This window comes from Streptomyces sp. NPDC055966 (assembly GCF_042269865.1).
Classification (GTDB): Bacteria; Actinomycetota; Actinomycetes; order Streptomycetales; family Streptomycetaceae; genus Streptomyces.
This window is the reverse complement of the sequence record NZ_JBHJYK010000009.1, coordinates 315200-338929: the sequence shown is the minus strand read 5'-3', so window position 1 is coordinate 338929 and position 23730 is coordinate 315200. Positions and strand designations below refer to the sequence as shown.

The window sequence follows — 23730 nt, the reverse complement described above, 5'->3', positions numbered from 1 at the left end:
CTCCTGCGGTGTCTCCCGGTGTGCCCCCGCATGCCTGGGTATGTCTTGTAACGCCCCCCCATACCCTCTGAGCCAAGGACCGTGATCGACGTGAAGGTCGGCATCCCCCGCGAGGTCAAGAACAACGAGTTCCGGGTGGCCATCACCCCCGCCGGTGTGCACGAGCTGGTGCGCAACGGCCACCAGGTCGTCATCGAGCGGGGTGCCGGCCTCGGCTCCTCGATCACGGACGAGGAGTACGTCTCCGCAGGTGCCGCGATCCTCGACACCGCCGACGAGGTCTGGGCCGCCGCCGAGCTGCTGCTGAAGGTCAAGGAGCCCATCGCGGAGGAGTACCACCGCCTGCGCAAGGACCAGATCCTCTTCACCTACCTGCACCTGGCCGCCTCCAAGGAGTGCACGGACGCGCTCGTCGAGTCCGGCACCACGGCCATCGCCTACGAGACGGTCGAGCTGCCGAACCGCGCGCTGCCGCTGCTCGCCCCGATGTCCGAGGTCGCGGGCCGCCTCGCCCCGCAGGTCGGCGCCTACCACCTGATGGCCCCGAACGCCGGCCGCGGTGTGCTCCCCGGCGGCGTCCCGGGCGTGACCCCGGCCAAGGCCGTCGTCATCGGCGGCGGTGTCTCGGGCTGGAACGCCACGCAGGTCGCCGTCGGCATGGGCTTCGACGTGACCCTGCTCGACCGCGACATCAACAAGCTGCGCGAGGCCGACAAGGTCTTCGGCACCAAGGTGAAGGCGATCATGTCCAACGCCTTCGAGCTGGAGAAGGCCGTCCTGGACGCCGACCTCGTCATCGGCGCCGTCCTCATCCCGGGCGCCAAGGCCCCGAAGCTCGTCACCAACGAGCTGGTGGCCCGCATGAAGCCCGGAAGTGTTCTTGTCGACATCGCGATCGACCAGGGCGGCTGCTTCGAGGACTCCCACCCGACGACCCACGCCGAGCCGACCTTCAAGGTGCACAACTCGGTCTTCTACTGCGTCGCCAACATGCCCGGCGCGGTGCCCAACACCTCCACCAACGCCCTCACCAACGCGACGCTGCCGTACATCGTCTCGCTCGCGAACAACGGCTGGGTCGAGGCGCTGCGCCGCGACGCCGCGCTCGCCAAGGGTCTCAACACCCATGACGGCAAGGTCGTTTACAAGGAGGTCGCGGACGCCCACGGCCTGGAGCACGTCGAGCTGGCCTCGCTGCTCGGCTAAGTCACCTTTTCGTAAAGGCGATACGTCAACAAGGCGTGTCAACGGCACGCACCCGGCCGGACCTTGCCCGACAAGGTCCGGCCGGATGTGTGTATGGTCACTTTGCGGCTCTCGGTCAACTCGCCTCGAACGTAACCCTTCGACCGATTCGTACACCGGTGAAACCTGCTGTGCGACGGCCGTACGCCCTTGACAGCGAGATGTTTCATTGCCGACACATCGTGCCGGGTCCGGCGGATTGTGTTGCTGCGGACCGCCGACACGCCATAGAGTCGCCAACCGTCGGCATGGTGCCACGCTGACCTTGTCTAGAAGTTCCCTGGTCACCAAGGAGGTAAGACGACTTGTGAATGAGTCGACATTTTCTCCCGGGGGTGGTCAACCAGGAATGCCGGCACAGGGCCAGGGGCCCACGGGATTCGAGGCTGTCGGCTCCGTCGCAGTGCGCACCTTCGCAGCCCACCAGAGTCCGGTTCCGCAGGTGACCCGGAGAGCACACCAGAGCATGGATGGCCATCACGTGAACGCCATGGCCGGCGACGGAAGTGGCGCGCCCCACAACCACCTCGCCGACTACGACGAAGTGCCCGAGGGGCACTTCTACGACCCCGACGCCGAGTACGAGCCCGATCCGGAGTACGCGGCCACGCTCGCGCCCGACGCGGCCCGCCAGCGCCGTGAGCGCGTCGGTCCGACCGGACGCCCGCTGCCGTACTTCCCGATCCCGGGCCCGCTGACCGACCACGGCCCCGCGAAGATCATCGCGATGTGCAACCAGAAGGGCGGCGTCGGCAAGACGACGTCGACCATCAACCTGGGTGCCGCGCTCGCGGAGTACGGCCGGCGCGTGCTGCTCGTGGACTTCGACCCGCAGGGCGCGCTGTCGGTGGGACTCGGCGTCAATCCGATGGAGCTGGACCTGACCGTCTACAACCTGCTCATGGAGCGGGGCATGTCGGCGGACGAGGTCCTGCTGAAGACGGCGGTCCCCAACATGGACCTGCTGCCCTCCAACATCGACCTGTCGGCCGCAGAGGTCCAGCTGGTCTCCGAGGTCGCCCGCGAGTCCACGCTCCAGCGCGCCCTGAAGCCGCTGATGGACGACTACGACTACATCGTGATCGACTGTCAGCCCTCGCTCGGCCTGCTCACCGTGAACGCCCTGACGGCCGCTCACAAGGTGATCGTGCCGCTGGAGTGCGAGTTCTTCGCCCTGCGCGGTGTGGCCCTGCTGACCGAGACCATCGAGAAGGTCCAGGAGCGGCTCAACCCCGACCTGGAGCTGGACGGCATCCTGGCCACGATGTACGACTCGCGCACGGTCCACAGCCGCGAGGTCCTGGCCCGGGTGGTCGAGGCGTTCGACGACCACGTCTACCACACGGTCATCGGCCGCACGGTCCGCTTCCCGGAGACCACGGTCGCCGGTGAGCCGATCACCACCTACGCCTCCAACTCCGTCGGTGCCGCCGCCTATCGCCAACTCGCCAGGGAGGTGCTCGCCCGGTGTCACGCCGAGTGAGTCTGCCCGGGGCCGACGAACTCTTCCGTACGACAGGGGGGACGGCGCTTCAGCCGTCGACTCCCCGCCGCCCAGCGAACGGTGAGGCCCGGGTGCCGTCCCCCGCGGCGGAGAGCGACGACGTCGCCGCCGAGGACGCACCGCAGTCGGTGCCGGTCCAGGGCGGTGACGGCGAGGGCGCGGAGCACGTCGCCGCGGAGGTCGAACGGGGCGAGTCCGGCGAGTCCCGCACCCGGCCGGCGCGACGGCAGGGCACGCAGGAAGGTTCTGCCGACGCCCAGCCGCGCAAGCGGGGGCGGGCGCCGAACCGGCGGCCCAGCGGACGCGAGCGGCACGACGAGAAGATCACGGTGTACGTGTCCGCCGAGGAACTGATGGACCTGGAGCACGCCCGCCTGGTGCTCCGCGGCGAGCACGGGCTGGCGGTGGACCGCGGGCGCATCGTCCGCGAGGCGGTGGCCGTGGTCCTGGCCGACCTGGAATCCCGCGGGGACGCGAGCATCCTCGTACGACGGCTGCGGGGACGGTAGGGGTAGCCTGCGGGGGCCATGACCTCGCCCGACGTTCCCGCCCCCGCGTCCGCCTCCGGCCCGGCCGCCGGACGGCGGCGTGTGCTGGGACGCGGGCCGGGTGCCGCACCGGCCGAGCACGCCGAGCCGATCGCGGCACCGCCGGAGGACCACCCGGACACTCACCCGGACGCGTCGGTGCAGGTCGCCCCGCCGCCGACCTCCCCGCCACCGGCGCCGGCACCCGAAGAAGCCCCTGACGGCGTCTTCAAGGTCCGCCTCGCCAACTTCGAGGGCCCCTTCGACCTCCTCCTCCAGCTCATCTCCAAGCACAAGCTGGACGTCACCGAGGTCGCCCTGTCGAAGGTCACCGACGAGTTCATGGCGCACATCCGCGCCATGGGGCCGGACTGGGACCTGGACCAGACGACCGAGTTCCTCGTCGTGGCGGCCACGCTGCTCGATCTGAAGGCGGCCCGGCTGCTGCCCGCCGCCGAGGTCGAGGACGAGGGCGACCTGGCGCTGCTGGAGGCCCGGGACCTGCTGTTCGCGCGGCTGCTCCAGTACCGCGCCTACAAGCGGATCGCGGACATCTTCAACGCGCGCCTCGACGAGGAGGCCCGCCGGTACCCCCGTACCGTCGGCCTGGAACCCCAGTACGCCGAGCTGCTGCCCGAGGTCGTCATCAGCATCGGCCCCGAGGGCTTCGCCAGGCTCGCGGTCAAGGCGATGCAGCCGAAGCCCAAGCCGCAGGTCTACGTCGACCACATCCACGCACCGCTGGTCAGCGTGCAGGAGCAGGCCCGGATCGTGGTCGCCCGGCTGCGGGAGCTGGGCGAGGCCGGCTTCCGGACCCTGGTCGAGGACACCGACGACACCCTCACCGTCGTCGCCCGCTTCCTCGCCCTGCTGGAGCTGTACCGCGAGAAGGCCGTCGCCCTGGAGCAGGAGACCGCGCTCGGGGAGCTGATCGTGCGCTGGACCGGCGGGGACACCGACACGGCGCCGATGGTCACCGACGAGTTCGACCGGCGGCCCGAGCCGCCCGAGGAGGAGAAGAAGGCATGAGCGAGGAGACCGCCGAGGTCCCGGCCGGGCTGCGGACCGTCGCCGACCTCGGCCTCAAACCCGCCCTGGAGGCCATGCTCATGGTCGTCGACGAGCCCGCGACCGAGGAGCACCTGGCGAAGCTGCTGGAGCGGCCGCGACGGCAGATCGCCGACGCGCTCCGGGAGCTGGCCGACGAGTACGACGTCCAGGGGCGCGGCTTCGAGCTGCGGTTCGTCGCGGGCGGCTGGCGCTTCTCCACGCGCGCGGAGTACGCGCCGGCCGTCGAGCGGCTCGTCCTGGACGGCCAGACCGCCCGGCTCACCCAGGCTGCGCTGGAGACCCTCGCGGTCGTCGCCTACCGCCAGCCGGTCAGCCGCAGCCGCGTCTCCGCCGTCCGCGGGGTCAACTGCGACGGTGTGATGCGCACCCTGCTCCAGCGCGGTCTGGTCGAGGAGGCGGGCGCGGAACCCGAAACAGGTGCGATCCTGTACAGGACGACGAACTACTTCCTGGAGCGGATGGGCCTGCGCGGCCTGGACGAGCTTCCGGAGCTCGCGCCCTTCCTCCCGGAGGCGGAGGCGATCGAGGCCGAGACCCAGGAGGGAGTCCCGTCGTTCGACCCGGACGCGCCCGACGCGCCCGGCGTAGAGGACGCAGACGACTAAGACGGAACTTTGATGCGAAGCAGCGGCAGCGGCAAGAGTGGCGGGCAGGGCGGGCGCGGTAACCACCGCGGCGCCGGCAACAACCGGGACGAGCGGCAGGGGCAGGGCCGTCCCCGCAAGCCCCGCCCCGAGGAGCGCCGCTACGACGTGGGCCCCGGCGCCTCCCAGGAGGGCCCCAAGTCCGGGCGCGGCGGCGCGGCCCGCGGCGGTGCCAAGGGCGGCCCGAAGAAGGCCCAGCCGCAGCGCGGCCGTACGGCGCCCGGCACCTCCCGTGAGTACGAGGCGCGGGCCGAGGAGCGCAACCGCGAGCGGTACGCGGGCAAGAAGGACGTCAAGCCGCCCAAGACCTTCCCGGGCGCCGAGCAGGAGGGCGAGCGGCTGCAGAAGGTCCTCGCGCGCGCGGGCTACGGCTCCCGGCGGGCCTGCGAGGAGCTGATCGAGCAGGCGCGCGTCGAGGTCAACGGCGAGATCGTGCTGGAGCAGGGCAAGCGGGTCGACCCCGAGAAGGACGAGGTCAGGGTCGACGGCCTGACGGTCGCGACGCAGTCGTACCAGTTCTTCTCGCTCAACAAGCCCGCCGGTGTCGTCTCCACCATGGAGGACCCGGAGGGACGCCAGTGCCTCGGCGACTACGTCACCAACCGTGAGACGCGGCTCTTCCACGTCGGCCGGCTGGACACCGAGACCGAGGGTGTCATCCTGCTCACCAACCACGGCGAGCTGGCGCACCGTCTCACGCACCCGAAGTACGGCGTGAAGAAGACCTACCTCGCCGCCATCGTGGGCCCGATCCCGCGCGACCTGGGCAAGCGCCTGAAGGACGGCATCCAGCTGGAGGATGGCTACGCGCGCGCGGACCACTTCCGGGTCGTGGAGCAGACCGGCAAGAACTACCTGGTCGAGGTCGTCCTGCACGAGGGCCGCAAGCACATCGTGCGCCGCATGCTGGCCGAGGCCGGCTTCCCGGTCGAGAAGCTCGTGCGCACCGCCTTCGGCCCGATCACCCTGGGCGACCAGAAGTCGGGCTGGCTGCGCCGGCTGTCCAACACCGAGGTCGGCATGCTGATGAAGGAAGTCGACCTCTAGGCCGACCCCGCAATCGCCCTGCCATGACCTGACCACCGCCCCCGTCCGCCGTCACAGTGACGGCGGACGGGGGCGGTGGTGGTCGTGGGTCCGAACCGAGGCGGCCTGTCGGAGCCGGGAGCGCTCTGGGACGCTTGAGTCCATGATCGAAGACCTCGACCTCGACCTCGCGCCCGTGGTCGCGGAACAGCCCGACCCGGTGCTGTTCGCGACCGTCTCCGGAGCCCATCTCTACGGCTTCCCCTCGCAGGACTCCGACGTGGACCTGCGCGGCGTCCATCTGCTCCCCGTCGCCGACCTCGTCGGCCTGCGCGAGCCGGCGGAGACCCGCTCGCGGGCCTGGGTGCGCTACGGCGTCGAGCTGGACCTCGTCACCCACGACCTGCGCAAGTTCGTACGGCTGATGCTCCGCCGCAACGGCTATGTGCTGGAGCAGCTGCTCTCGCCCCTGGTCGTGCACACCGGCGACCCGCACCGGGAGCTGGCCGCGCTGGCGCCCGCCGTCCTCACCAGCCACCACGCCCACCACTACCGGGGGTTCGCGGTGACCCAGTGGCGGCTGTTCGAGAAGACCGGCGAACTCAAGCCGCTGCTCTACACGTTCCGCGTGCTGCTCACCGGCATCCACCTCATGCGCAGCGGCCGGGTCCAGGCCCATCTGCCCACCCTGCTGGACGAGATCGACGCGCCCGGCTATCTGCCCGAGCTGATAGCCGCCAAGCGGGAACGGGAGCACGGGAAGGCCGAAGACATCGCGCACGCGCGCGTGGAGGCCGATGTGGAGCGGCTGCACGCCGTCCTCGACGAGGTCCAGGCCACCTCGGCCCTCCCCGACGCGCACGACGCCCACGACGCCCTGCACGACTTCGTGATCCGCGTGCGACTGGAGAGCTGACGGCACCCCCTAGGGCAGTCCGGTGAGTGCGGAGGCACGGCGGGTGCGGAAGAGGAAGTCGGACACCCGGGCGCCGTCCGGCTCCGCAGGCAGCGGCGTGCGGAGCAGGGCCTCTTCCGTCTCCGCCGCCAGCCGGGCCATCCGGGCCTCGACCTCCGGCCAGGGGACCTCGCCGCGCCTGACCGCGAGCAGCGCCTCGCGCCGCTCGCCGACGTCGATGCGCAGCTCGCCGGTGCGCAGCAGGTCCCGCGCGCTCGTCAGCAGCCGCAGCAGATGCATGGCGTGCTTCCAGCGCGGAGCGCCCGTCGTGCGCACGTCGGCGTCGAGCTTCCTGCGCTGGCCGAGGGCGTAGCGCGTGAAGGTGTCGTACGCCCGGCGGGAGAGGAAGGCGCCGCGCAGGGACAGCAGCTCCCGGCCGGTGTCGTCCACGTGCTCCACCAGCGGGGAGTGCAGGCACTCCAGGATGTTCGGGTTGCCGCGCAGCGCCAGCTCGCAGAACCGCTCCAGCTCCCAGGAGAACTGCTCCTCGCCCGGCCCCTCGACATGCGTCGGCGGCTTCTCGAACCGCCAGAACAGGGCAGTGGGGGCGAGGAACACCCCCCGCCGGTCGGTGTCGCTCGCGTCCGTGGCCAGGCCGAAGGCGCGGGAACCCATGACACAGGCGTAGATCGTGTGCTCGCGCACGAGGTCGGTCGGCCGCATGCCCGGAGCGTACGCGGGCCCCTCACGTCAGACGGATCGAATTTCCGCTCACCTTGATCGACTTCGGCGGCAGCGGCCTCTTCGCGGGGCCGTGGGCCACCGTGCCGTCGGCGATGTGGAACCTGCTGCCGTGGCACGGGCAGTCGATGGTGCCGTCGGCGACCCGGCTCACCGTGCAGCCCAGGTGCGTGCAGATCGCCGAGAAGGCCTTGAAGTCGCCCTTGGCCGGCTGTGTGACGACGACCTTCTGCTCCTTGAAGATCTTGCCGCCCCCCTCCGGGATCTCACCGGTGTCGCCCAGCGTCCGGCCACCGCTCCCGGAGCTCTTGCCGCCGCAGGCCACGAGGGGCACGGTCAGTACCGCCGCCCCCGTCACCAGAACCGTGCGCCGCTTCGCACCCTCGGCCATGCCGCCCTCCGTACCGACGTCGGAACCGGGATATCCCGGACGCTTCGCATCGTCTCAGTGATCGGGCGCCGCGCGCTGGGCCCGCACGGGCTGACTACGCTGGACGGACCAACAACAGATCCGCATGTCAGCAAGGAGCAGCGCCGTGGCGGTACGAGCGGTCCGTGGGGCCGTCCAACTGGAGCGGGACGAGGCCGCGCACATGGACGAGCAGGTCGCAGCCCTGCTCACCGCCATCCTGGAGCGCAACGAACTGACCGCCGACGACCTGATCAGCATCTGGTTCACGGCCACCCCCGACCTGCACAGCGACTTCCCGGCCGCCGCCGCCCGGGGGCTCGGCAGCCACTTCGCCGACGTACCCCTGATCTGCGCCCAGGAACTGGACGTCGCCGGTGCCATGCCCCGGGTCGTCCGGGTCCTCGCCCACGTCGAGTCCGACAAGCCGCGCGCCGCCATCGCGCACGTCTACCTCGGCGCCGCGGCCGCCCTGCGCAAGGACATCGCCCAGTGAGAAGCGCACTCGTCATCGGCACCGGCCTCATCGGCACCTCCGCCGCCCTGGCCCTCACCCAGCGCGGCGTCACCGTCCACCTCGCCGACCACGACCCCGGCCAGGCCCGCACGGCCGCCGCGCTGGGCGCCGGCACCGACGAGGCCCCCGACGGACCCGTCGACCTCGCGATCGTCGCCGCCCCGCCCGCCCACGTCGCCGCCGTGCTCGCCGACGCCATGCGCCGCGGCGTGGCCCGCGGCTACCTCGACGTGGCCAGCGTCAAGGGCGCCCCGCGCCGCGAGCTGGAGGCGCTCGGCCTGGACCTGTCGGCGTACATCGGCAGCCACCCCATGTCCGGCCGGGAGAAGTCGGGCCCGCTGGCCGCGACCCCCGACCTCTTCGAGGGCCGCCCCTGGGTGCTCACCCCGACCCGGGACACCGACACCGAGGTGCTGAACCTCGCCCTGGAACTGGTCTCGCACTGCCGGGCCGTGCCGGTCGTCATGGACGCCGTCGCCCACGACCGCGCCGTCGCCCTCGTCTCCCACATGCCCCAGCTGGTGTCCAGCATGGTCGCCGCCCGCCTGGAGCACGCCGAGGAGGCCGCCGTACGGCTGTGCGGGCAGGGCATCCGGGACGTGACCCGGATCGCGGCCTCCGACCCGGGCATGTGGATCGACATCCTGTCCGCCAACCCCGGACCGGTCGCCGACCTGCTCGCCGACGTCGCCGCCGACCTGGACGAGACCGTCGAGGCCCTGCGCGCCCTCCAGTCCTCCGACGACGCCAAGCGGCACGAGGGCACCGCCGGCATCGAGGACGTGCTGCGCCGCGGCAACGCCGGCCGGGTGCGGGTGCCCGGCAAGCACGGGTCCGCGCCGCGGGTCTACGAGGTCGTGGCGGTCCTGATCGACGACCAGCCGGGACAGCTGGCCCGGATCTTCGCGGACGCGGGAGCGGCCCGGGTCAACATCGAGGACGTCCGCATCGAGCACGCGACGGGACAGCAGGCCGGTCTGGTGCAGCTGATGGTGGAGCCCAAGGCGGTACCGGTGCTGAGCGCCGCGCTGCGGGAGCGCGGCTGGGCGCTGCGGCAGTAGCGGGCGCGCGCGTCCGGACGAGTGACCCGCACCCAGTAACCTTGTGCAGGGCGCACTCGCTCCCCGCACCCCGCCCGCACCGCACCAGGAAGGTGTCCCTCCGTGGAAAACGGCGCCGCCCCGACCGCCAAGCCCGTGATCGTCGCGATCGACGGCCCCTCCGGCACGGGCAAGTCGAGCACGTCGAAGGCCGTGGCCGCCCAGCTCGGCCTGAGCTACCTGGACACCGGCGCCCAGTACCGGGCGATCACCTGGTGGATGGTGACCAACGGCATCGACCTGGAGGACCCGACCGCCGTCGCCGCCGTGGCCGGCAAGCCGGAGATCGTCTCCGGCACCGACCCGGACAAGCCGACCATCACGGTCGACGGCGTGGACGTGGCCGGCCCGATCCGCACCCAGGAGGTCACCTCCAAGGTCAGCGCGGTCAGCGCGGTGCCCGAGGTGCGCACCCTGATCACCGAGCTCCAGCGCTCGATCGCCGGCGGCGCGGAGCGGGGCATCGTGGTCGAGGGCCGGGACATCGGTACGACCGTCCTGCCCGACGCCGACCTGAAGATCTTCCTCACCGCCTCCCCGGAGGCCCGCGCGGCCCGCCGCAGCGGCGAGCTGAAGGGCTCCGACGTCCACGCCACCCGTGAGGCGCTGATCAAGCGGGACGCGGCCGACTCCTCCCGCAAGACCTCGCCGCTCGCCAAGGCGGACGACGCGGTCGAGGTGGACACCACCGAGCTGACCCTCGCCCAGGTCGTCGAGTGCGTCGTCACCCTGGTCGAGGAGAAGCGGGCGGGGAAGTGAGCGAGCCGGTTCCCTCCGTAAGGGGCGCCGAGGTCGGGCGGCGCATCGGCGTCGGCCTGATGTACGGGCTGTGGAAGCCGCGAGTGCTCGGCGCCTGGAAGGTGCCGGCCACCGGCCCGGTGATCTTCGCGGTGAACCACTCCCACAACGTCGACGGCCCGATGGTCATGGGCGTGGCACCCAGGCCGACGCACTTCCTGATCAAGCAGGAGGCGTTCGTCGGCCCGCTGGGCTCCTTCCTGACCGGCATCGGCCAGCTGAAGGTGGACCGCACCACCGCCGACCGCACCGCCATCACCCGCGCGCTCGGCGTGCTGGAGGCCGGCGGCGTGCTGGGCATCTTCCCGGAGGGCACCCGGGGCGAGGGCGACTTCGCCTCGCTGCGCGCCGGGCTCGCCTACTTCGCCGTACGCAGCGGGGCGCCGATCGTGCCCATCGCCGTACTGGGAAGCGCAAAGACGCCCGGCCGGCTGATAAAGGCGCTGCCCCCGCTGCGCTCCCGTGTCGACGTCGTCTTCGGCGACCCGTTCGACGCGGGCGACGGCAGTGGGCGGCGCACGCGCAAGGCGCTGGACGAGGCGACCGAGCGCATCCAGAAGCAGCTCACCAGCCACCTGGAAAACGCCAGGCGCCTGACCGGGCGCTAGGTGACACTTGAGTAGTGGATCAGCCCAGGCTGGGCCGGTCCACCGATCACCACGAATGAACGACGAGGTACGGACTTCATGAACGACGACATCCAGCCCGACGGCTCGGCCGCGTACGAGGACGCGCACGAGTACGACCACGGGGCTCTCGGCGACGCCGAGTACGCGGAGTTCATGGAGCTCGCCGCGGAAGAGGGCTTCGACATCGAGGACGTCGAGGGCGCCATCGAGGCGGCGGGCCACGGCCCGCTGCCCGTGCTCGCCGTCGTCGGCCGCCCCAATGTCGGCAAGTCGACCCTGGTGAACCGGATCATCGGCCGCCGCGAGGCCGTCGTCGAGGACAAGCCCGGTGTCACCCGCGACCGCGTCACCTACGAGGCCGAGTGGGCCGGGCGCCGCTTCAAGGTCGTCGACACCGGCGGCTGGGAGCAGGACGTCCTCGGCATCGACGCCTCCGTCGCCGCCCAGGCCGAGTACGCGATCGAGGCGGCCGACGCGGTCGTCTTCGTCGTGGACGCCAAGGTCGGCGCGACCGACACCGACGAGGCGGTCGTCCGGCTGCTGCGCAAGGCCGGCAAGCCGGTCGTGCTGTGCGCCAACAAGGTCGACGGCCCGAGCGGCGAGGCCGACGCGGCCTACCTGTGGAACCTCGGCCTCGGCGAGCCGCACCCCGTCTCCGCGCTGCACGGCCGCGGCACCGGCGACATGCTGGACGCCGTCCTGGAGGCGCTGCCCGAGGCGCCCGCGCAGAGCTTCGGCACCGCGATCGGCGGCCCCCGACGCATCGCGCTCATCGGCCGCCCGAACGTCGGCAAGTCCTCCCTGCTGAACAAGGTCGCCGGCGAGGAGCGCGTCGTCGTCAACGAACTGGCGGGCACCACCCGCGACCCGGTCGACGAGCTGATCGAACTCGGCGGCGTCACCTGGAAGTTCGTGGACACCGCCGGCATCCGCAAGCGCGTCCACCTCCAGCAGGGCGCCGACTACTACGCCTCGCTGCGCACGGCGGCCGCCGTGGAGAAGGCCGAGGTCGCGGTCATCCTGATCGACGCCTCCGAGAACATCTCCGTGCAGGACCAGCGGATCGTCACCATGGCCGTCGAGGCGGGCCGCGCGGTCGTCCTCGCCTTCAACAAGTGGGACACCCTCGACGAGGAGCGCCGCTACTACCTGGAGCGCGAGATCGAGACCGAGCTGGGCCAGGTCGCCTGGGCCCCGCGGGTGAACGTCTCGGCGCGCACCGGCCGGCACATGGAGAAGCTGGTCCCGGCGATCGAGACCGCCCTCGCCGGCTGGGAGACCCGCGTCCCCACGGGCCGGCTGAACGCCTTCCTCGGCGAACTGGTCTCGGCCCACCCGCACCCGGTCCGCGGCGGCAAGCAGCCCCGCATCCTGTTCGGCACCCAGGCCGGCACCAAGCCCCCCCGCTTCGTCCTCTTCGCCTCCGGCTTCATCGAGGCGGGCTACCGCCGCTTCATCGAGCGCCGGCTGCGCGAGGAGTTCGGCTTCGAGGGCACCCCGATCCACATCTCGGTGCGGGTGCGCGAGAAGCGCGGCCAGAAGAAGAAGTAACCGCCGTACGGCAAGGGCGGCCCCCCGACCGAGAAGGCCGGGGGGCCGCCCTTGCCGTACCTCACGCGCCCTGGCGCGGTCCCGGCGGCAGGGCCGGGGCGACGTAGTGCATCCCGGTGTCGTGCGGGTGGGGCCGCCCGATCGTGCCGATCCGCTGCCACTGCGACTGCTGCCGCGCGCTGTAGGCCCCGGCGCTGTAGGCGCTGTACGAGCTGCTGAACGACCCCGCCCGTGGACCCCCGTACGAGCCTGTCACGCCTGGGAGTTCACCGAAGGGACTGAACCTCAGCCCCTCCTCCCCGCTGCGGTCCCCCGGCAGCGTGCGGAAGGACTTGACCCATTCCGCGTAGAGCATGTCGTAGATGGGCGTGGCCGAACCCCCCACGGCCCCGTCCTGCGCCAGCCGGGCTGACGGAACGGAGACGAAGGAGGTTCGGCGAGGGGGTGGAGTGTCGTATGCGTGCACGTATGTCCAAACGACCGGGACCCTGAAGAGATGCGGTTCTGTGATCTCCCGAGGTGCGCGGGGCTGCCCCCTGGGGAGAACGTCACGTACCGGCGAGAGGCAGAGCGGCAGCGACCAGCTTGCCCACCGCCGCCGCCTTGTCGAGGGACTCCCGCAGCAGGTCCTCCCGCGGCTGCCGCCCGATCGACCCCACCGGCGCCGCGAACATGAGCACCTGCTGGTGCTTGTTGGCCGCGGCCCGCCAGCTGTCGGTCACCTGGAGCGGCTGGTGCGCCTGCCACCAGGCCACCGGCTGCCCGCCGTTGGCCGAGGGCTGGAGCACCGCGTGCAGCTGGCCCATGGCGAGCAGCACCGACCAGCCGTGCAGCACCGGCGGCACGGACGTCAGCTCGGTCACCGGCGTGAACCCCTGCTCGATGAGCAGCGGGAGGAAGTCGTCGCCGGGCCCGGTGGTGCCCGGGCGCACGATCGGTGTCGTCGGCTCGACGACGAGCGCGGGGTGCAACTCGCCCTCGATCAGCACGAGTCCGCTGGTCACGCCGAGCACCGCCTGCTCGGGCACGGCCTTCGGCGGCTCGCCCGCGCCGGGGGCGACCCCGCCGATGGACCGGACGGCGCCCTGGAGCTGCTCCTCGGTGACCTGGACGACCTGCGAGGGCAGGCAGCTGGCGTGGGCGAAGGCGAGGACGGCGGTCTCGTCCCCGACGAACAGAACGGTGCTGGTGCGCTCCTGTCCGGAGTCGCCCGGGGTGCGGCAGGAGGTGCAGTCGTAACTGCCCGGGGTGTTCTCGTCGGCGAGCAGCCGGTCGGCTTCTTCGTCGCCGATCTCGGCGCGTACCTCGTCACTGACGTCGAGCATGCGCGGCACGGGGGCTCCCTCGGGATGCGTGCTGGGTCGGCCGGGTGGCTCCCGGCCGATGAGCCCCGGGGTTCCGGGCTCATGAAGAAGACAACGGGCGTCCTGTGGTGGGAGTCACGCCCCGGCAGGAACCGGTTCGCATCAACCACCGCACACGGTCACGAGACGTGCGGAATCGGCCACTCACCGTCAACTCCCCGCCCAGTCAAGGAGCTTGAACGGGTGAAGTGAATCACGTTTGACTTCGGTTACTGGTCGAAAAATCAGGAAATCCAGGGATGTAGTGGGTGGCCTGAATTCGCCGCTACCTGCGGTAACAGCCAACTGGCCTGGAAGGACAGGGAGTTGGTTGATTTCAGCAGGTCACCCTCCATACATTCCTCCGCCGTGTGCAACGAGCACCGCTCGGGAACGTCCACCGCCCGGCACCGGCAGCAGCACCGCCGGTACCGGTCCGGGGCGGACGGGGCGGACACGAGGAACCGCGTTCATGCGCGGCGAGACGTGCTCCGCCGGGGGGACCCCGGGTTCGTGGAGAGGGAATTACATGTCCGAGTGTGCCGATACCACCCGCAACGCCGCCCGTCACGACGGCACCCGCAAGGGCCGTACGACGGCCGCGCTCGCCGGAGCCGCGCTGCTCGCCCCGCTGGGGCTGCTGGCCGCGACCGGCAACGCCGCGGCGGCGGACAGCGGGGTGTGGGACCGCATCGCCCAGTGCGAGAGCGGCGGCAACTGGCACATCAACACCGGCAACGGCTACTACGGCGGGCTCCAGTTCTCCGCCTCGACCTGGCGCGCGTACGGCGGCTCCGCCTACGCCGCGACGGCCGACCAGGCCTCCAGGAGCGCGCAGATCGCCGTCGCCGCCAAGGTCCAGCAGGCCCAGGGCTGGGGTGCCTGGCCGGTCTGCTCGGCCCGCGCCGGCGCCTTCGGCGCGGTCCCCGCGGCCGACCGCACCGGTTCCTCCGGTTCGGCCTCCGGTTCGGCCTCCGGCTCGGCCGGCTCCAAGGGCGTGACGACGAAGTCCGCCCCGACCAGGTCCACTCCGGCACCGTCCGCTCCGGCGCGGACGGCGGAGCGTCCGGCGGCCCAGACGGGCCGCAGCGGCTCCCCGGAGGGTCGCGACTACCTCGTCCGCGAGGGTGACACCCTGAGCGCGATCGCCGTCGCGCACGGGACCGACTGGCAGCGGATCTACGCCGCCAACAAGAAGGTCATCGGCGACGACCCGAACCTGATCGTGCCCGGCCAGCGCCTGGCGCTCTGAGCGCCGAGCACCGCGCGGGACAGCCGCCCACCGAGGGCGGCGGCTGTCCCGCATCCGTGCCGTGGCCCGCCGCGTGTGCTGGTTCCGTGAAATTCCTATGCGGCGTCAGCTGCCCGGGTATCGCACGGGATTGCCCGGGGAATGCCGTTCGTGCACCGTTCCCGTTCCCCACCACGGGCCTTTCCGTGGCTAATTCGAAGCGGTCCGGCGGAGGGTGTGAATTCTGTTCGATTGACCGGGCGAGCCGGGCGGAAACCCTCGTACGTGTGACCCGGGAAGCTGTGACAGAAGTGTGACCCGGGGCAGATCTTCCTCTTACCTTGCTAGCTTGGTGGTATGGCACCGATTCCCACTCCGCCCGCGGAGCCCCAGGACAGTCCGGACGGGTACGTCGGCCTCGACGCCGCCGACGCCGAGCGGCTCGCTCGGCAGCGCGGCTGGGCGACGGTGCGGCCGCTGCCGCCGGGCGCGATCATCACGATGGAGTACCGGGTGGGGCGGCTGAACTTCGAGGTGCGCGACGGCCGGGTGGCCCGCGCCTGGAAGGGCTGACCGCCCCGTCGGCGGCGCGTACGTACGGCAAAGGCCCCGCTCCCGATGAGGGAGGCGGGGCCTTTCTCGTGCGTGGCGGCGGGGGTGTGCGTACCGGACCGCCGCCGGACGGGGCCGTCAGCCGCCGGTGAGGGGGCGGGCCGGCTGGGTCGTGCCGCGCGGGACGCGGTGGTCGGTGTGCGGCGGGCGGCGACTGCCCGCCGGGGTGACCGGAGTGCGCTCCGAGCGGGTCGTGTGCGGCCCCGGGGCCAGGTGGGCGAGCCCCCGGGAGGCACGGGTCGAGGCGACCGGCTCGCGGGCCGGCGACGGCTGCTCGGACCGCGGGGCGCTGCGCGGCTTGAGCACCACCGGGGTGACCGGGACGGCCGGTTCGGCCACCGGGCGGCCGCGGCGGGCCCGCCAGCGGTCGCGCAGGTCGAACAGCCAGTCCTCGGTGCGCGCGATCGGCGGCTCGAACCACGGCAGCGCGAGCAGGATCAGCAGGCCCGCGGCCCAGCCCAGCAGCACATCGCTCAGCCAGTGCGTACCGAGGTAGACGGTGGTCATGCCGACGCCGAGCGAGGTGATCGCGGACAGTGCCGACAGCCAGCGGCGCGCCCGTGGAGTGGAGGCCAGATACGCCAGGATTCCCCATGTCACGACCGCGTTGGCGGTGTGGCCGCTGGGAAATATATCGCCGCCCCGCATCATCTCGTTCGAGCCGATCACGGTCGCGTAGTGCGGACCGAGGCGCCCCATCCCGTACTTGGCGGCGCCGACCGTGATGTTCAGCAGCAGCAGCGAGGTGGCCAGGGTCAGCAGCGGGCGCAGGGTGTGCTGCCGCCAGGAGCGCCAGCCGAGCCAGGCCGCGACCATCACGGCGGTGGGGCCGCGCTGGCCGAGCACCACGTAGTAGTCGAGGAAGGCGTGGATCTGCGGCCACTGCTGGTACGGCCGGAAGAACATGACCTGCCAGTCGAGCCGGACCAGCCAGGACGTGATCACCACGGCCCACACGATCGCCAGGTAGAAAGCCAGGGTCGCCGTGAACAGCACGACCCGGTGCCGGCTCATCCTCGGCACATCGATGTGGGCCGGTCGTTCCGGCTCACGGTCGAGTCTGGCGAACACCCGGTCCAGACGCCGAGTGAGGTTTCGTTCGGTACGCACCCAATCGACGTTACAGCGAGTGAGGTGTGAACCCCGTCGAAACTGCGGCTTTGTGATGACGATGTGATGTGGCAAACCTCTCAAGCGTGGCTCGAATTCCGGGGATTCCGGAATCCGGTGAGATCGCCGTCTTCAATTCCTTTGATCGTTCCGGGTGTTGTTTATATGGCGCTTATAAATGCGTTAACCGGGTCCTGGTGCGGAATTCTCCGGAGCGTCACCGCCCGAAGAAGTCGATCATGGTGGACCGGAGCCGTTCAGCCAGAACGCCCCGTAGATCGCCGAAACGACCGCCAAACCCACGGTGACCAGCGCGGACTTGGCGGTGCGCGGCCGGGCGAGGGCTCGGGCGAGCGGCAGCAGCAGCGGGAACGCGGGCAGCAGCAGCCGGGGCTTGGAGCCGAAGTAGCTCGACGCGCACAGGGCGAGTGCGAGCACGACACTCGTGTACACCAGCAGGGCGACGGGCTGGCGCTGCCGGACGCCGACGACGTGGAGCCACAGCAGCAGGGCGACGCCGACGATCAGGCCGACACCGGCGAGCGCGGACGGAAATGACGTGAACTTGTCGGCCACGAAACACGCGAAGGCGTAGCCGCCGTCGAACCCGTTGCGCCAGCCGGCCTGCACGTCCAGATACCCGAGCGGGCCCTTGCCGGTGCGGTGCCCCACCCAGAGGACGTAACCGGCGGCGCCGAGCGGGGCCAGCAGCATGCCGAGGGCGCGGCGCCGGGCGGGGACCTGCGGGCCCGGCCCGCCGTGCTCTCCCGCGCGCTCACGGCGGTCCCGCACGAACGACAGCACCCCCACGACCCACACCGCCGCGACCACCGCCGCCCCGACCGGCCGGGTCAGCCCCGCCAGCGACGCGAGCAGCCCGGCGCTCACCCAGCGCCCGGCGAGCAGCGCGTACAGCGACCAGGCCGCCAGCGCCGTGAACAGCGACTCGCTGTACGCCATGGACTGCACGATCCCCACGGGCAACACCGCCCACAGCAGTACCGCGCAGACCCCCACCCGGGCGTCGTACACCCGCTCCGCGACCGCGAAGATCCCCGCCGCGGCGGCCAGTGAGGCGAGCAGGCTCACCGCGAAACCCGCGTCCGCGTACGACAGCGGCGAGAGCGCGTGCAGCAGCCGCTCCAGCCAGGGCAGCAGCGGGAAGAAGGCCAGGTTGGAGTGGACGTCGCCGTTCGGCAGCCGCACCTCGTAGCCGTAGCCCAGCTCGGCGACGCGGGTGTACCAGAGGGAGTCCCAGCGCGCGGTCAGGAGGCCGTACGCGCTCTTGCCGCGCGCGGCGCTCCACACCGCCAGCGCCACCAGCCCCAGGGCGCGCACCGCCGCATAGCCCAGCAGGGCGGGCACGGCCCGGCGCAGGAGGGGGGCGCGGGTGCCGCCCGCGCGTATGTCAAGAACGGTCACGGGCTCGATTATCGGACGACCGCGGAACCGGTCCCGCCCCCTGGGGGCATAGGGGATGTTTCGGTTAAGAGGGGGTGAAGTGGCATACGCCACACGGGTCCGGTCGGGCGTGTGAGAGGTCCGCCACGTGTGCCCGAGACGGACTCGCGTACGCTGACGAGTCACCCGCGTGGGTTCGAGCGGGCCGGAGACACCGCTCCTCTCCGGTTCAGCGACAGGGAGTCCCCACCCGTCGGTCCGCCGCACGCGAGGGATCAGCTGGGAGGTACACGCATGTCCGGTACGACCTCGGCTGCCGTGCGGCCGCGCCGCCGGGCAGCCGGAGCCGGTGCCAACCGCTGGGTCGTGCTCGTCGTCCTCTGCGTCAGCCTGCTGCTCGTCGCCCTCGACGCGACCGTGCTGCACGTGGCGGTCCCCGCCGTCACCGAGGACCTCAGGCCCGGCGCCGTGGAACTGCTCTGGATCGTCGACGTCTATCCGCTGGTCTGCGCCTCGCTGCTGATCCTCTTCGGCACGCTCGGCGACCGGATCGGCCGCCGACGCGTCCTGCTCCTCGGCTACGGCCTCTTCGGCGTCGCCTCCGCCATGGCCGCCTTCGCGCCCACCGCCGAGACCCTGATCCTCGCCCGCGCGCTGCTCGGCGTCGGCGGCGCCATGATCATGCCCGCGACCCTGTCGATCCTGCGCCAGGTCTTCCCCGACCGGCGCGAGCGCGCGCTCGCCATCGGCATCTGGAGCGCGGTCGCCGCCGTCGGCGCGGCGGTCGGCCCGCTGCTCGGCGGCTTTCTGCTGGAGCACTTCTGGTGGGGCGCGGTCTTCCTCGTCAACATCCCGCTGATGCTGGTCAGTCTGCCGGTCGGCCGCATCCTGCTGCCCGAGTCCCGCGGCGACCGCAGCGGCCCCTGGGACGTCGGCGGTGCCCTGATGGCGGCCGGCGGCCTGTTCGGTGTCGTCCTCGGGGTGAAACGGCTGGGCGGGGGAGAGGCCCCGGCGAGCCCCTTCACCGTGCTGCCGCTGCTGATCGGCGCGGCGCTCCTCGTCCTCTTCGTACGGCGCCAGCGGCGGCGGCTCCATCCGCTGGTGGACCTGCGGATGTTCCGCCGACCGGCGTTCAGCACCTCGGTGGGCTGCATCGTGCTGGCGATGCTCGCGCTGGTCGGCCTGGAGCTGATCGCCGCGCAGTATCTGCAACTGGTCCTCGGGCTGTCGCCGCTGCAGACCGGCCTGCGGCTGCTGCCGCTCACCGTCGCGGCGATGGCGGCGGGCCTGGCGGGCGCGCGGCTGCTGCGCCGCTTCGGGCCGCGCCGCATGGTCTGCGCCGGCTTCCTGCTGACCGCCGCCGCCGTCCTCACGCTCACGGCGATGAGCGCCGACGACAACGCGCCGCTGCTGCTGTCCGGGTTCGTGCTGCTCGGCTTCGGCCTGGAGACCACGCTCTTCGGGGCGTACGAGTCGATGCTCAGCGAGGCCCCGGCGGACCAGGCCGGCGGCGCGGCGGCGGTCGGCGAGACGTCGTACCAGCTCGGCGCCGGCATCGGCATCGCCCTGCTCGGCAGCGTGATGAACGCCGCCTACGCGCCGGGGCTGCGGTCGGTGCCGGGTGTGCCGCGGCACACCTCGCGCGCGGCCGGGCACTCGCTCGGCGAGGCCTACGACCTGGCCGACCGGCTCGGCGGCGACGCCGGGGCCGCGCTGCGGCAGGCCGCGCGGGACTCCTTCGTGCACGGGCTGCATGTGACGCTGCTGGTGAGCGCGGGGCTGTTGCTGCTGGGCGCGGCGATGGCGCTGCGGCTGCCGCGGGTCATGCACTGCGCAGCCGAGGCGGTGACGACGGTGGAGCTGCCCGCGCCGAGGGAAGTGGCCGAGTCCCGGGTCTCGGCCTGACGTCCTGCCCGACGTACTGGACGTGCGGGACACCGCACCGTAACGTCAGCGGCAAAATGTGACTAGCAGCGCTAGTTTTCTGTGTGCCGGAGGGTTTCCCATGTCCGCGTCCTCGAAGTTGCCCCCCTTCGATCCCGCCGACCCGCTCGGGATCGACGACCTGCTGGAACCCGAAGACCTCGCCGTGCGGGACACCGTGCGGGCCTGGGCGGCGGACCGCGTGCTGCCGTACGTCGCCGAGTGGTACGAGAACGGGGAACTGCCCGGGATCAGGGAACTCGCCCGCGAACTCGGCACGATCGGCGCCCTCGGCATGTCCCTGACCGGATACGGCTGTGCGGGCGCGACGGCCGTGCAGTACGGCCTGGCCTGTCTGGAGCTGGAGGCGGCCGACTCCGGCATCCGCTCCCTGGTCTCCGTGCAGGGCTCGCTCGCCATGTACGCGATCCACCGGTTCGGCAGCGAGGAGCAGAAGCTCCGGTGGCTGCCCAGCATGGCGGCCGGCGAGGTGATCGGCTGCTTCGGACTCACCGAACCCGACCACGGCTCCGACCCCGCCTCGATGCGCACCCACGCCAAGCGTGAGGGCGGGGGAGACTGGGTGCTGAACGGCCGCAAGATGTGGATCACCAACGGCTCGGTCGCCGGGGTGGCCGTCGTCTGGGCGCAGACCGAGAACGGCATCCGCGGCTTCGTCGTCCCGACCGACACCCCCGGCTTCTCGGCCCCCGAGATCAAGCACAAGTGGTCCCTGCGCGCCTCGGTCACCAGCGAACTCGTCCTGGACGACGTACGGCTGCCCGCCGACGCCGTACTCCCGGAGGTCACCGGACTGCGCGGCCCGCTCAGCTGTCTGTCCCACGCCCGCTACGGCATCGTCTGGGGTGCGATGGGCGCGGCGCGCAGCAGCTTCGAGGCGGCCGTCGACTACGCGAAGTCGCGCGAGCAGTTCGGGCGGCCCATCGGCGGCTTCCAGCTCACCCAGGCCAAACTCGCCGACATGGCGGTCGAACTGCACAAGGGAATCCTGCTCGCCCACCATCTGGGGCGGCGGATGGACGCCGGCCGCCTGCGTCCCGAGCAGGTCAGCTTCGGCAAGCTCAACAACGTCCGCGAGGCCATCGAGATCTGCCGTACGGCGCGGACGATCCTCGGTGCCAACGGGATCTCCCTCGAATACCCCGTGATGCGGCACGCGACCAACCTGGAGTCGGTGCTCACCTACGAGGGAACCGTGGAGATGCACCAGCTCGTGCTGGGCAAGGCGCTCACCGGGCTCGACGCCTTTCGGTGAGCCCGCCGTCCGGTGAGCCCCTGCCGGAGGCGGGGCTCGGGAGGCAGGGCCGGTGAGCGGCCCTGCCTCAGCTCTGGTTGAAGAACCCGTCCTCGCGGCGTGCCGCCGGCTCACCGCTGATGATCTCCGTGTTCGACGGCGTCAACAGGAACACCCGCGTCGCCACCCGTTCGATCGTGCCGTGCAGACCGAAGGTCAGCCCCGCCGCGAAGTCCACCACGCGCTTGGCGTCGGCCGGCTCCATCGCCGTGAGGTTCATGATGACCGGGACGCCCTCCCGGAACAGCTCGCCGATCGCCCGGGCGTCCCGGAAGCTGTCCGGGGTGACCGTGCCGATCCGGTGGCCCTTCTCCTCGGCCGTGTCCGTGGCCACCTTCACCCGGGGGTCCGTGACCCAGGCGTCCCCGGACTCGGTGCCCTCGGAGTACTCGTCGTCGTAGTAACGCTCGTCATCGTTGTCGTCGACGAGGCCGAGCCACGCACTCGCCTTGCGTACCGATCCCATGGACGCCTCCTCTCACAGCAGGCTTTCTCGCTTTCCGCACCCCTATGGTCATCCATGATGCGGACGGTGCGCCAAGTGGATAGACGCCGCGCGGGGGGTTTGTGACGGTACTGGTGCACAGCCGATCCGTCGAGAGCCCTTGTGCCCCAAGGCTCCAGCCACATATGGCTGCTGACTGTGAGTGAAATATGATCGTCGGCGGCGGATGGGTGAGCGTCACTGCGTACGGGTGAACACCAACGCCGCACCACAAAACGGGGGATCGGCAGTGTTCGGAATCGTCAGACCGTGCTCGCACCGGCTCGGTGAACGCCTCAAAGCCGAGTGGATGGCGCACTTGTGCGGGCTGTGCCTCGCGCTGCGCCGCGACCACGGCCAGTTCGCGCGCATCGTGACGAACTACGACGGGCTGCTCATATCGGTTCTGACGGATGCTCAGGCCGGTCCGGCCGAGGGTTCCCGGCGCACGGCCGGACCGTGCGCGCTGCGCGGGATGCGGACCGCGTCCGTCGCCCGGGGCGAGGGCGCGCGGCTCGCCGCAGCCGTCTCGCTGGTGCTCGCCGCGGCGAAGGTCCGCGACCATGTCGCCGACCGGGACGGGCTGCTGGCCCGCAGACCGGTGGCCGCCGCGGCCCGCCGGGTCGCCGCGGGCTGGGGCCGGGCCGGTGCGCGCGGCGGCGGTGCCGTCGGCTTCGACACCGGCGTCCTCGTCGAGGCCGTCGACCGGCAGCTCGGCCTGGAGACCCTCGCCGGGTACGGCACTCCGATCCTGACGGTCACCGAGCCGACCGAGACCGCGACGGCGGCGGCCTTCGCGCACACCGCGGTGCTGGCCGGCCGCCCGGACAACGCGCGGCCCCTGGCGGAGGCCGGGCGCCTCTTCGGCCGGCTCGCGCATCTGCTGGACGCCGTGGAGGACCAGGAATCCGACGCCCTGTCGGGCGCCTGGAACCCGCTCACCGCCACGGGCACGTCCCGTGCGGAGGCCCGCCGGCTCGCCGACGACGCCCTGCACGGCATCCGGCTCGCCCTGCGCGACGCCGAGTTCGCCGACGGCGAGCTGGTGCATCTGCTGCTCGTGCACGAGTTGCGGCGGTCGGTGGACCGGGCGTTCGGCCCGCATGACCCGCGACAGCCCCCTCGCCCGCATCCGCACCAGCCCAAGGCGCCGCGGGGGTTCCTGCCCGGCTGCGGGGCGTTTCTCCTGGTGTGCTGCACCTGCCAGATGTGCTGCGCGGACGAGTACGAGGGTCCCTGGTCGCGGAAGAAGCGGGAGGGGTGCTGTTCGGACTGTGACTGCGACTGCCCGTGCGACGGATGCGACGGGTGTGACGGCTGCTGCGACGGATGCGACTGCTGCTGCCCCTGTGACGGGTGCTAGCAGCGAGAGGCGCGAGGGGAGGGGGGTGCGTGAAGGCGTGGAGAGAGTGCGGAGAGAAGAGAGGACGCGAGTACGCCCGTTCGCGGCGGGCGCGCGCAGGGGGTCAGCTCAACAGGAACAGGACCACACGCGACCGAAGTCGATGTGGGAGCGGGTGACCAGCCACTGCTGTGGATGCATGGGGCAAGTGGAACAGGCATCCGGTTCCGCGTCAACTGACGTGAGACGTACGGCTCACAGTACGGACAGCCTTGACAGAGTGTGGAAACGCCCACGTACTCTCGACGGACG

Annotated in this window: 24 protein-coding genes; 17 read left to right on the top strand and 7 right to left on the bottom strand. The window is 71.6% G+C overall.

The window, feature by feature from the left end; translation table 11 throughout:
- Window positions 1–81 precede the first annotated feature (81 nt).
- From ald to ACFC8N_RS21640, 7 genes are all read left to right on the top strand, one after another.
- The gene (ald, locus tag ACFC8N_RS21670) at window positions 82–1206 is read left to right on the top strand and encodes an alanine dehydrogenase (RefSeq protein ID WP_362819327.1); all 1125 of its coding nucleotides are present in this window, start codon (window positions 82–84) and stop codon (window positions 1204–1206) included.
- 388 nt (window positions 1207–1594) lie between these two features.
- Window positions 1595–2728 (top strand): ParA family protein, encoded by a 1134-nt coding sequence (locus ACFC8N_RS21665; protein WP_356022633.1) that lies wholly within the window; start codon window positions 1595–1597, stop codon window positions 2726–2728.
- Window positions 2713–3258, top strand: coding sequence for a hypothetical protein (locus ACFC8N_RS21660; protein ID WP_356022631.1), 546 nt, complete (start codon window positions 2713–2715; stop codon window positions 3256–3258). The genes ACFC8N_RS21665 and ACFC8N_RS21660 overlap by 16 nt, the downstream gene beginning before the upstream one ends.
- An 18-nt stretch (window positions 3259–3276) precedes the next feature.
- Entirely contained in the window at window positions 3277–4305 is a 1029-nt protein-coding gene (locus ACFC8N_RS21655) for a segregation/condensation protein A (RefSeq protein WP_356022628.1), read from the top strand.
- Window positions 4302–4952 (top strand): SMC-Scp complex subunit ScpB, encoded by a 651-nt coding sequence (gene scpB / locus ACFC8N_RS21650; protein ID WP_356022626.1) that lies wholly within the window; start codon window positions 4302–4304, stop codon window positions 4950–4952. Before ACFC8N_RS21655 ends, scpB begins: the two co-directional genes overlap by 4 nt.
- Before the next feature lie 12 nt (window positions 4953–4964).
- Entirely contained in the window at window positions 4965–6038 is a 1074-nt protein-coding gene (locus ACFC8N_RS21645; protein ID WP_356022623.1) for a pseudouridine synthase, read from the top strand.
- Between the two features lie 142 nt (window positions 6039–6180).
- On the top strand, window positions 6181–6933 hold the full coding sequence (locus tag ACFC8N_RS21640) for a DNA polymerase beta superfamily protein (RefSeq protein WP_356022620.1): 753 nt from the start codon (window positions 6181–6183) through the stop codon (window positions 6931–6933).
- Window positions 6934–6942: 9 nt separating this feature from the next.
- Here ACFC8N_RS21640 and ACFC8N_RS21635 read toward each other — a convergent pair whose 3' ends face one another.
- Together ACFC8N_RS21635 and ACFC8N_RS21630 are read right to left on the bottom strand one after the other, a co-directional pair.
- Complete coding sequence (locus tag ACFC8N_RS21635; protein ID WP_376289110.1) at window positions 6943–7635, bottom strand: DNA polymerase beta superfamily protein; 693 nt, start codon at window positions 7633–7635, stop codon at window positions 6943–6945.
- A gap of 22 nt (window positions 7636–7657) precedes the next feature.
- Window positions 7658–8044 carry a Rieske (2Fe-2S) protein gene (locus tag ACFC8N_RS21630; protein ID WP_356022616.1) on the bottom strand — a complete coding sequence of 129 codons (387 nt, stop codon included), beginning with the start codon at window positions 8042–8044 and terminating at the stop codon, window positions 7658–7660.
- A gap of 145 nt (window positions 8045–8189) precedes the next feature.
- Between ACFC8N_RS21630 and aroH the strand changes: the two genes are divergently transcribed.
- The 5 genes from aroH to der all read left to right on the top strand — a co-directional run bounded on the left by aroH (window position 8190) and on the right by der (window position 12657).
- Window positions 8190–8558 carry a chorismate mutase gene (gene aroH / locus ACFC8N_RS21625; protein WP_071375886.1) on the top strand — a complete coding sequence of 123 codons (369 nt, stop codon included), beginning with the start codon at window positions 8190–8192 and terminating at the stop codon, window positions 8556–8558.
- A complete protein-coding gene (locus ACFC8N_RS21620) occupies window positions 8555–9640 on the top strand; it encodes a prephenate dehydrogenase (protein WP_356022613.1) in 1086 nt (361 codons plus the stop codon). The genes aroH and ACFC8N_RS21620 overlap by 4 nt, the downstream gene beginning before the upstream one ends.
- A gap of 102 nt (window positions 9641–9742) precedes the next feature.
- Window positions 9743–10438: a (d)CMP kinase gene (gene cmk, locus ACFC8N_RS21615; RefSeq protein WP_356022611.1), complete on the top strand. Its 696-nt coding sequence runs from the start codon at window positions 9743–9745 to the stop codon at window positions 10436–10438.
- A gap of 59 nt (window positions 10439–10497) precedes the next feature.
- The gene (locus ACFC8N_RS21610; RefSeq protein ID WP_376289138.1) at window positions 10498–11085 is read left to right on the top strand and encodes a lysophospholipid acyltransferase family protein; all 588 of its coding nucleotides are present in this window, start codon (window positions 10498–10500) and stop codon (window positions 11083–11085) included.
- Between the two features lie 78 nt (window positions 11086–11163).
- A complete protein-coding gene (gene der / locus ACFC8N_RS21605; protein ID WP_356022608.1) occupies window positions 11164–12657 on the top strand; it encodes a ribosome biogenesis GTPase Der in 1494 nt (497 codons plus the stop codon).
- Between the two features lie 61 nt (window positions 12658–12718).
- On the opposite strand, the gene ACFC8N_RS21600 is transcribed toward der, so the two are convergent.
- Window positions 12719–13123: a hypothetical protein gene (locus tag ACFC8N_RS21600; protein ID WP_071382313.1), complete on the bottom strand. Its 405-nt coding sequence runs from the start codon at window positions 13121–13123 to the stop codon at window positions 12719–12721.
- Window positions 13124–13205: 82 nt separating this feature from the next.
- Window positions 13206–13991: a hypothetical protein gene (locus ACFC8N_RS21595; RefSeq protein ID WP_071375881.1), complete on the bottom strand. Its 786-nt coding sequence runs from the start codon at window positions 13989–13991 to the stop codon at window positions 13206–13208.
- Between the two features lie 538 nt (window positions 13992–14529).
- Here ACFC8N_RS21595 and ACFC8N_RS21590 point away from each other — a divergent pair.
- Together ACFC8N_RS21590 and ACFC8N_RS21585 are read left to right on the top strand one after the other, a co-directional pair.
- A complete protein-coding gene (locus ACFC8N_RS21590; RefSeq protein WP_376289105.1) occupies window positions 14530–15252 on the top strand; it encodes a transglycosylase family protein in 723 nt (240 codons plus the stop codon).
- A 336-nt stretch (window positions 15253–15588) separates the two neighbouring features.
- A complete protein-coding gene (locus ACFC8N_RS21585; RefSeq protein ID WP_356022602.1) occupies window positions 15589–15804 on the top strand; it encodes an I78 family peptidase inhibitor in 216 nt (71 codons plus the stop codon).
- A 117-nt stretch (window positions 15805–15921) separates the two neighbouring features.
- Here ACFC8N_RS21585 and ACFC8N_RS21580 read toward each other — a convergent pair whose 3' ends face one another.
- Together ACFC8N_RS21580 and ACFC8N_RS21575 are read right to left on the bottom strand one after the other, a co-directional pair.
- Entirely contained in the window at window positions 15922–16953 is a 1032-nt protein-coding gene (locus ACFC8N_RS21580) for a phosphatase PAP2 family protein (RefSeq protein WP_356022599.1), read from the bottom strand.
- A gap of 237 nt (window positions 16954–17190) precedes the next feature.
- Entirely contained in the window at window positions 17191–18375 is a 1185-nt protein-coding gene (locus tag ACFC8N_RS21575; protein ID WP_376289103.1) for a mannosyltransferase family protein, read from the bottom strand.
- Between the two features lie 273 nt (window positions 18376–18648).
- Here ACFC8N_RS21575 and ACFC8N_RS21570 point away from each other — a divergent pair, with 273 nt between their 5' ends.
- Window positions 18649–20259, top strand: coding sequence for an MFS transporter (locus ACFC8N_RS21570; protein WP_376289101.1), 1611 nt, complete (start codon window positions 18649–18651; stop codon window positions 20257–20259).
- Between the two features lie 100 nt (window positions 20260–20359).
- Entirely contained in the window at window positions 20360–21553 is a 1194-nt protein-coding gene (locus ACFC8N_RS21565; RefSeq protein WP_356022591.1) for an acyl-CoA dehydrogenase family protein, read from the top strand.
- A gap of 67 nt (window positions 21554–21620) precedes the next feature.
- On the opposite strand, the gene ACFC8N_RS21560 is transcribed toward ACFC8N_RS21565, so the two are convergent.
- A complete protein-coding gene (locus tag ACFC8N_RS21560) occupies window positions 21621–22058 on the bottom strand; it encodes a cell division protein SepF (protein ID WP_356022589.1) in 438 nt (145 codons plus the stop codon).
- A gap of 268 nt (window positions 22059–22326) precedes the next feature.
- On the opposite strand from ACFC8N_RS21560, the gene ACFC8N_RS21555 reads away from it, so the two are divergent.
- Window positions 22327–23439, top strand: a complete 1113-nt coding sequence (locus ACFC8N_RS21555) for a DUF5685 family protein (RefSeq protein ID WP_356022586.1) — start codon at window positions 22327–22329, stop codon at window positions 23437–23439.
- The last annotated feature ends 291 nt before the right edge of the window (window positions 23440–23730 follow it).

Excerpts from the sequence above, each read along its gene's own strand:
- ACFC8N_RS21665 (WP_356022633.1), top strand. The coding sequence starts at position 1,595 with ATGCCGGCACAGGGCCAGGGGCCCACGGGATTCGAGGCTGTCGGCTCC.
- ACFC8N_RS21655 (WP_356022628.1), top strand. The coding sequence starts at position 3,277 with ATGACCTCGCCCGACGTTCCCGCCCCCGCGTCCGCCTCCGGCCCGGCC.
- scpB (WP_356022626.1), top strand. The coding sequence starts at position 4,302 with ATGAGCGAGGAGACCGCCGAGGTCCCGGCCGGGCTGCGGACCGTCGCC.
- ACFC8N_RS21645 (WP_356022623.1), top strand. The coding sequence starts at position 4,965 with ATGCGAAGCAGCGGCAGCGGCAAGAGTGGCGGGCAGGGCGGGCGCGGT.
- ACFC8N_RS21640 (WP_356022620.1), top strand. The coding sequence starts at position 6,181 with ATGATCGAAGACCTCGACCTCGACCTCGCGCCCGTGGTCGCGGAACAG.
- ACFC8N_RS21635 (WP_376289110.1), bottom strand. The coding sequence starts at position 7,635 with ATGCGGCCGACCGACCTCGTGCGCGAGCACACGATCTACGCCTGTGTC.
- ACFC8N_RS21630 (WP_356022616.1), bottom strand. The coding sequence starts at position 8,044 with ATGGCCGAGGGTGCGAAGCGGCGCACGGTTCTGGTGACGGGGGCGGCG.
- ACFC8N_RS21610 (WP_376289138.1), top strand. The coding sequence starts at position 10,498 with ATGTACGGGCTGTGGAAGCCGCGAGTGCTCGGCGCCTGGAAGGTGCCG.
- der (WP_356022608.1), top strand. The coding sequence starts at position 11,164 with ATGAACGACGACATCCAGCCCGACGGCTCGGCCGCGTACGAGGACGCG.
- ACFC8N_RS21590 (WP_376289105.1), top strand. The coding sequence starts at position 14,530 with ATGTCCGAGTGTGCCGATACCACCCGCAACGCCGCCCGTCACGACGGC.
- ACFC8N_RS21585 (WP_356022602.1), top strand. The coding sequence starts at position 15,589 with ATGGCACCGATTCCCACTCCGCCCGCGGAGCCCCAGGACAGTCCGGAC.
- ACFC8N_RS21570 (WP_376289101.1), top strand. The coding sequence starts at position 18,649 with ATGTCCGGTACGACCTCGGCTGCCGTGCGGCCGCGCCGCCGGGCAGCC.
- ACFC8N_RS21565 (WP_356022591.1), top strand. The coding sequence starts at position 20,360 with ATGTCCGCGTCCTCGAAGTTGCCCCCCTTCGATCCCGCCGACCCGCTC.
- ACFC8N_RS21560 (WP_356022589.1), bottom strand. The coding sequence starts at position 22,058 with ATGGGATCGGTACGCAAGGCGAGTGCGTGGCTCGGCCTCGTCGACGAC.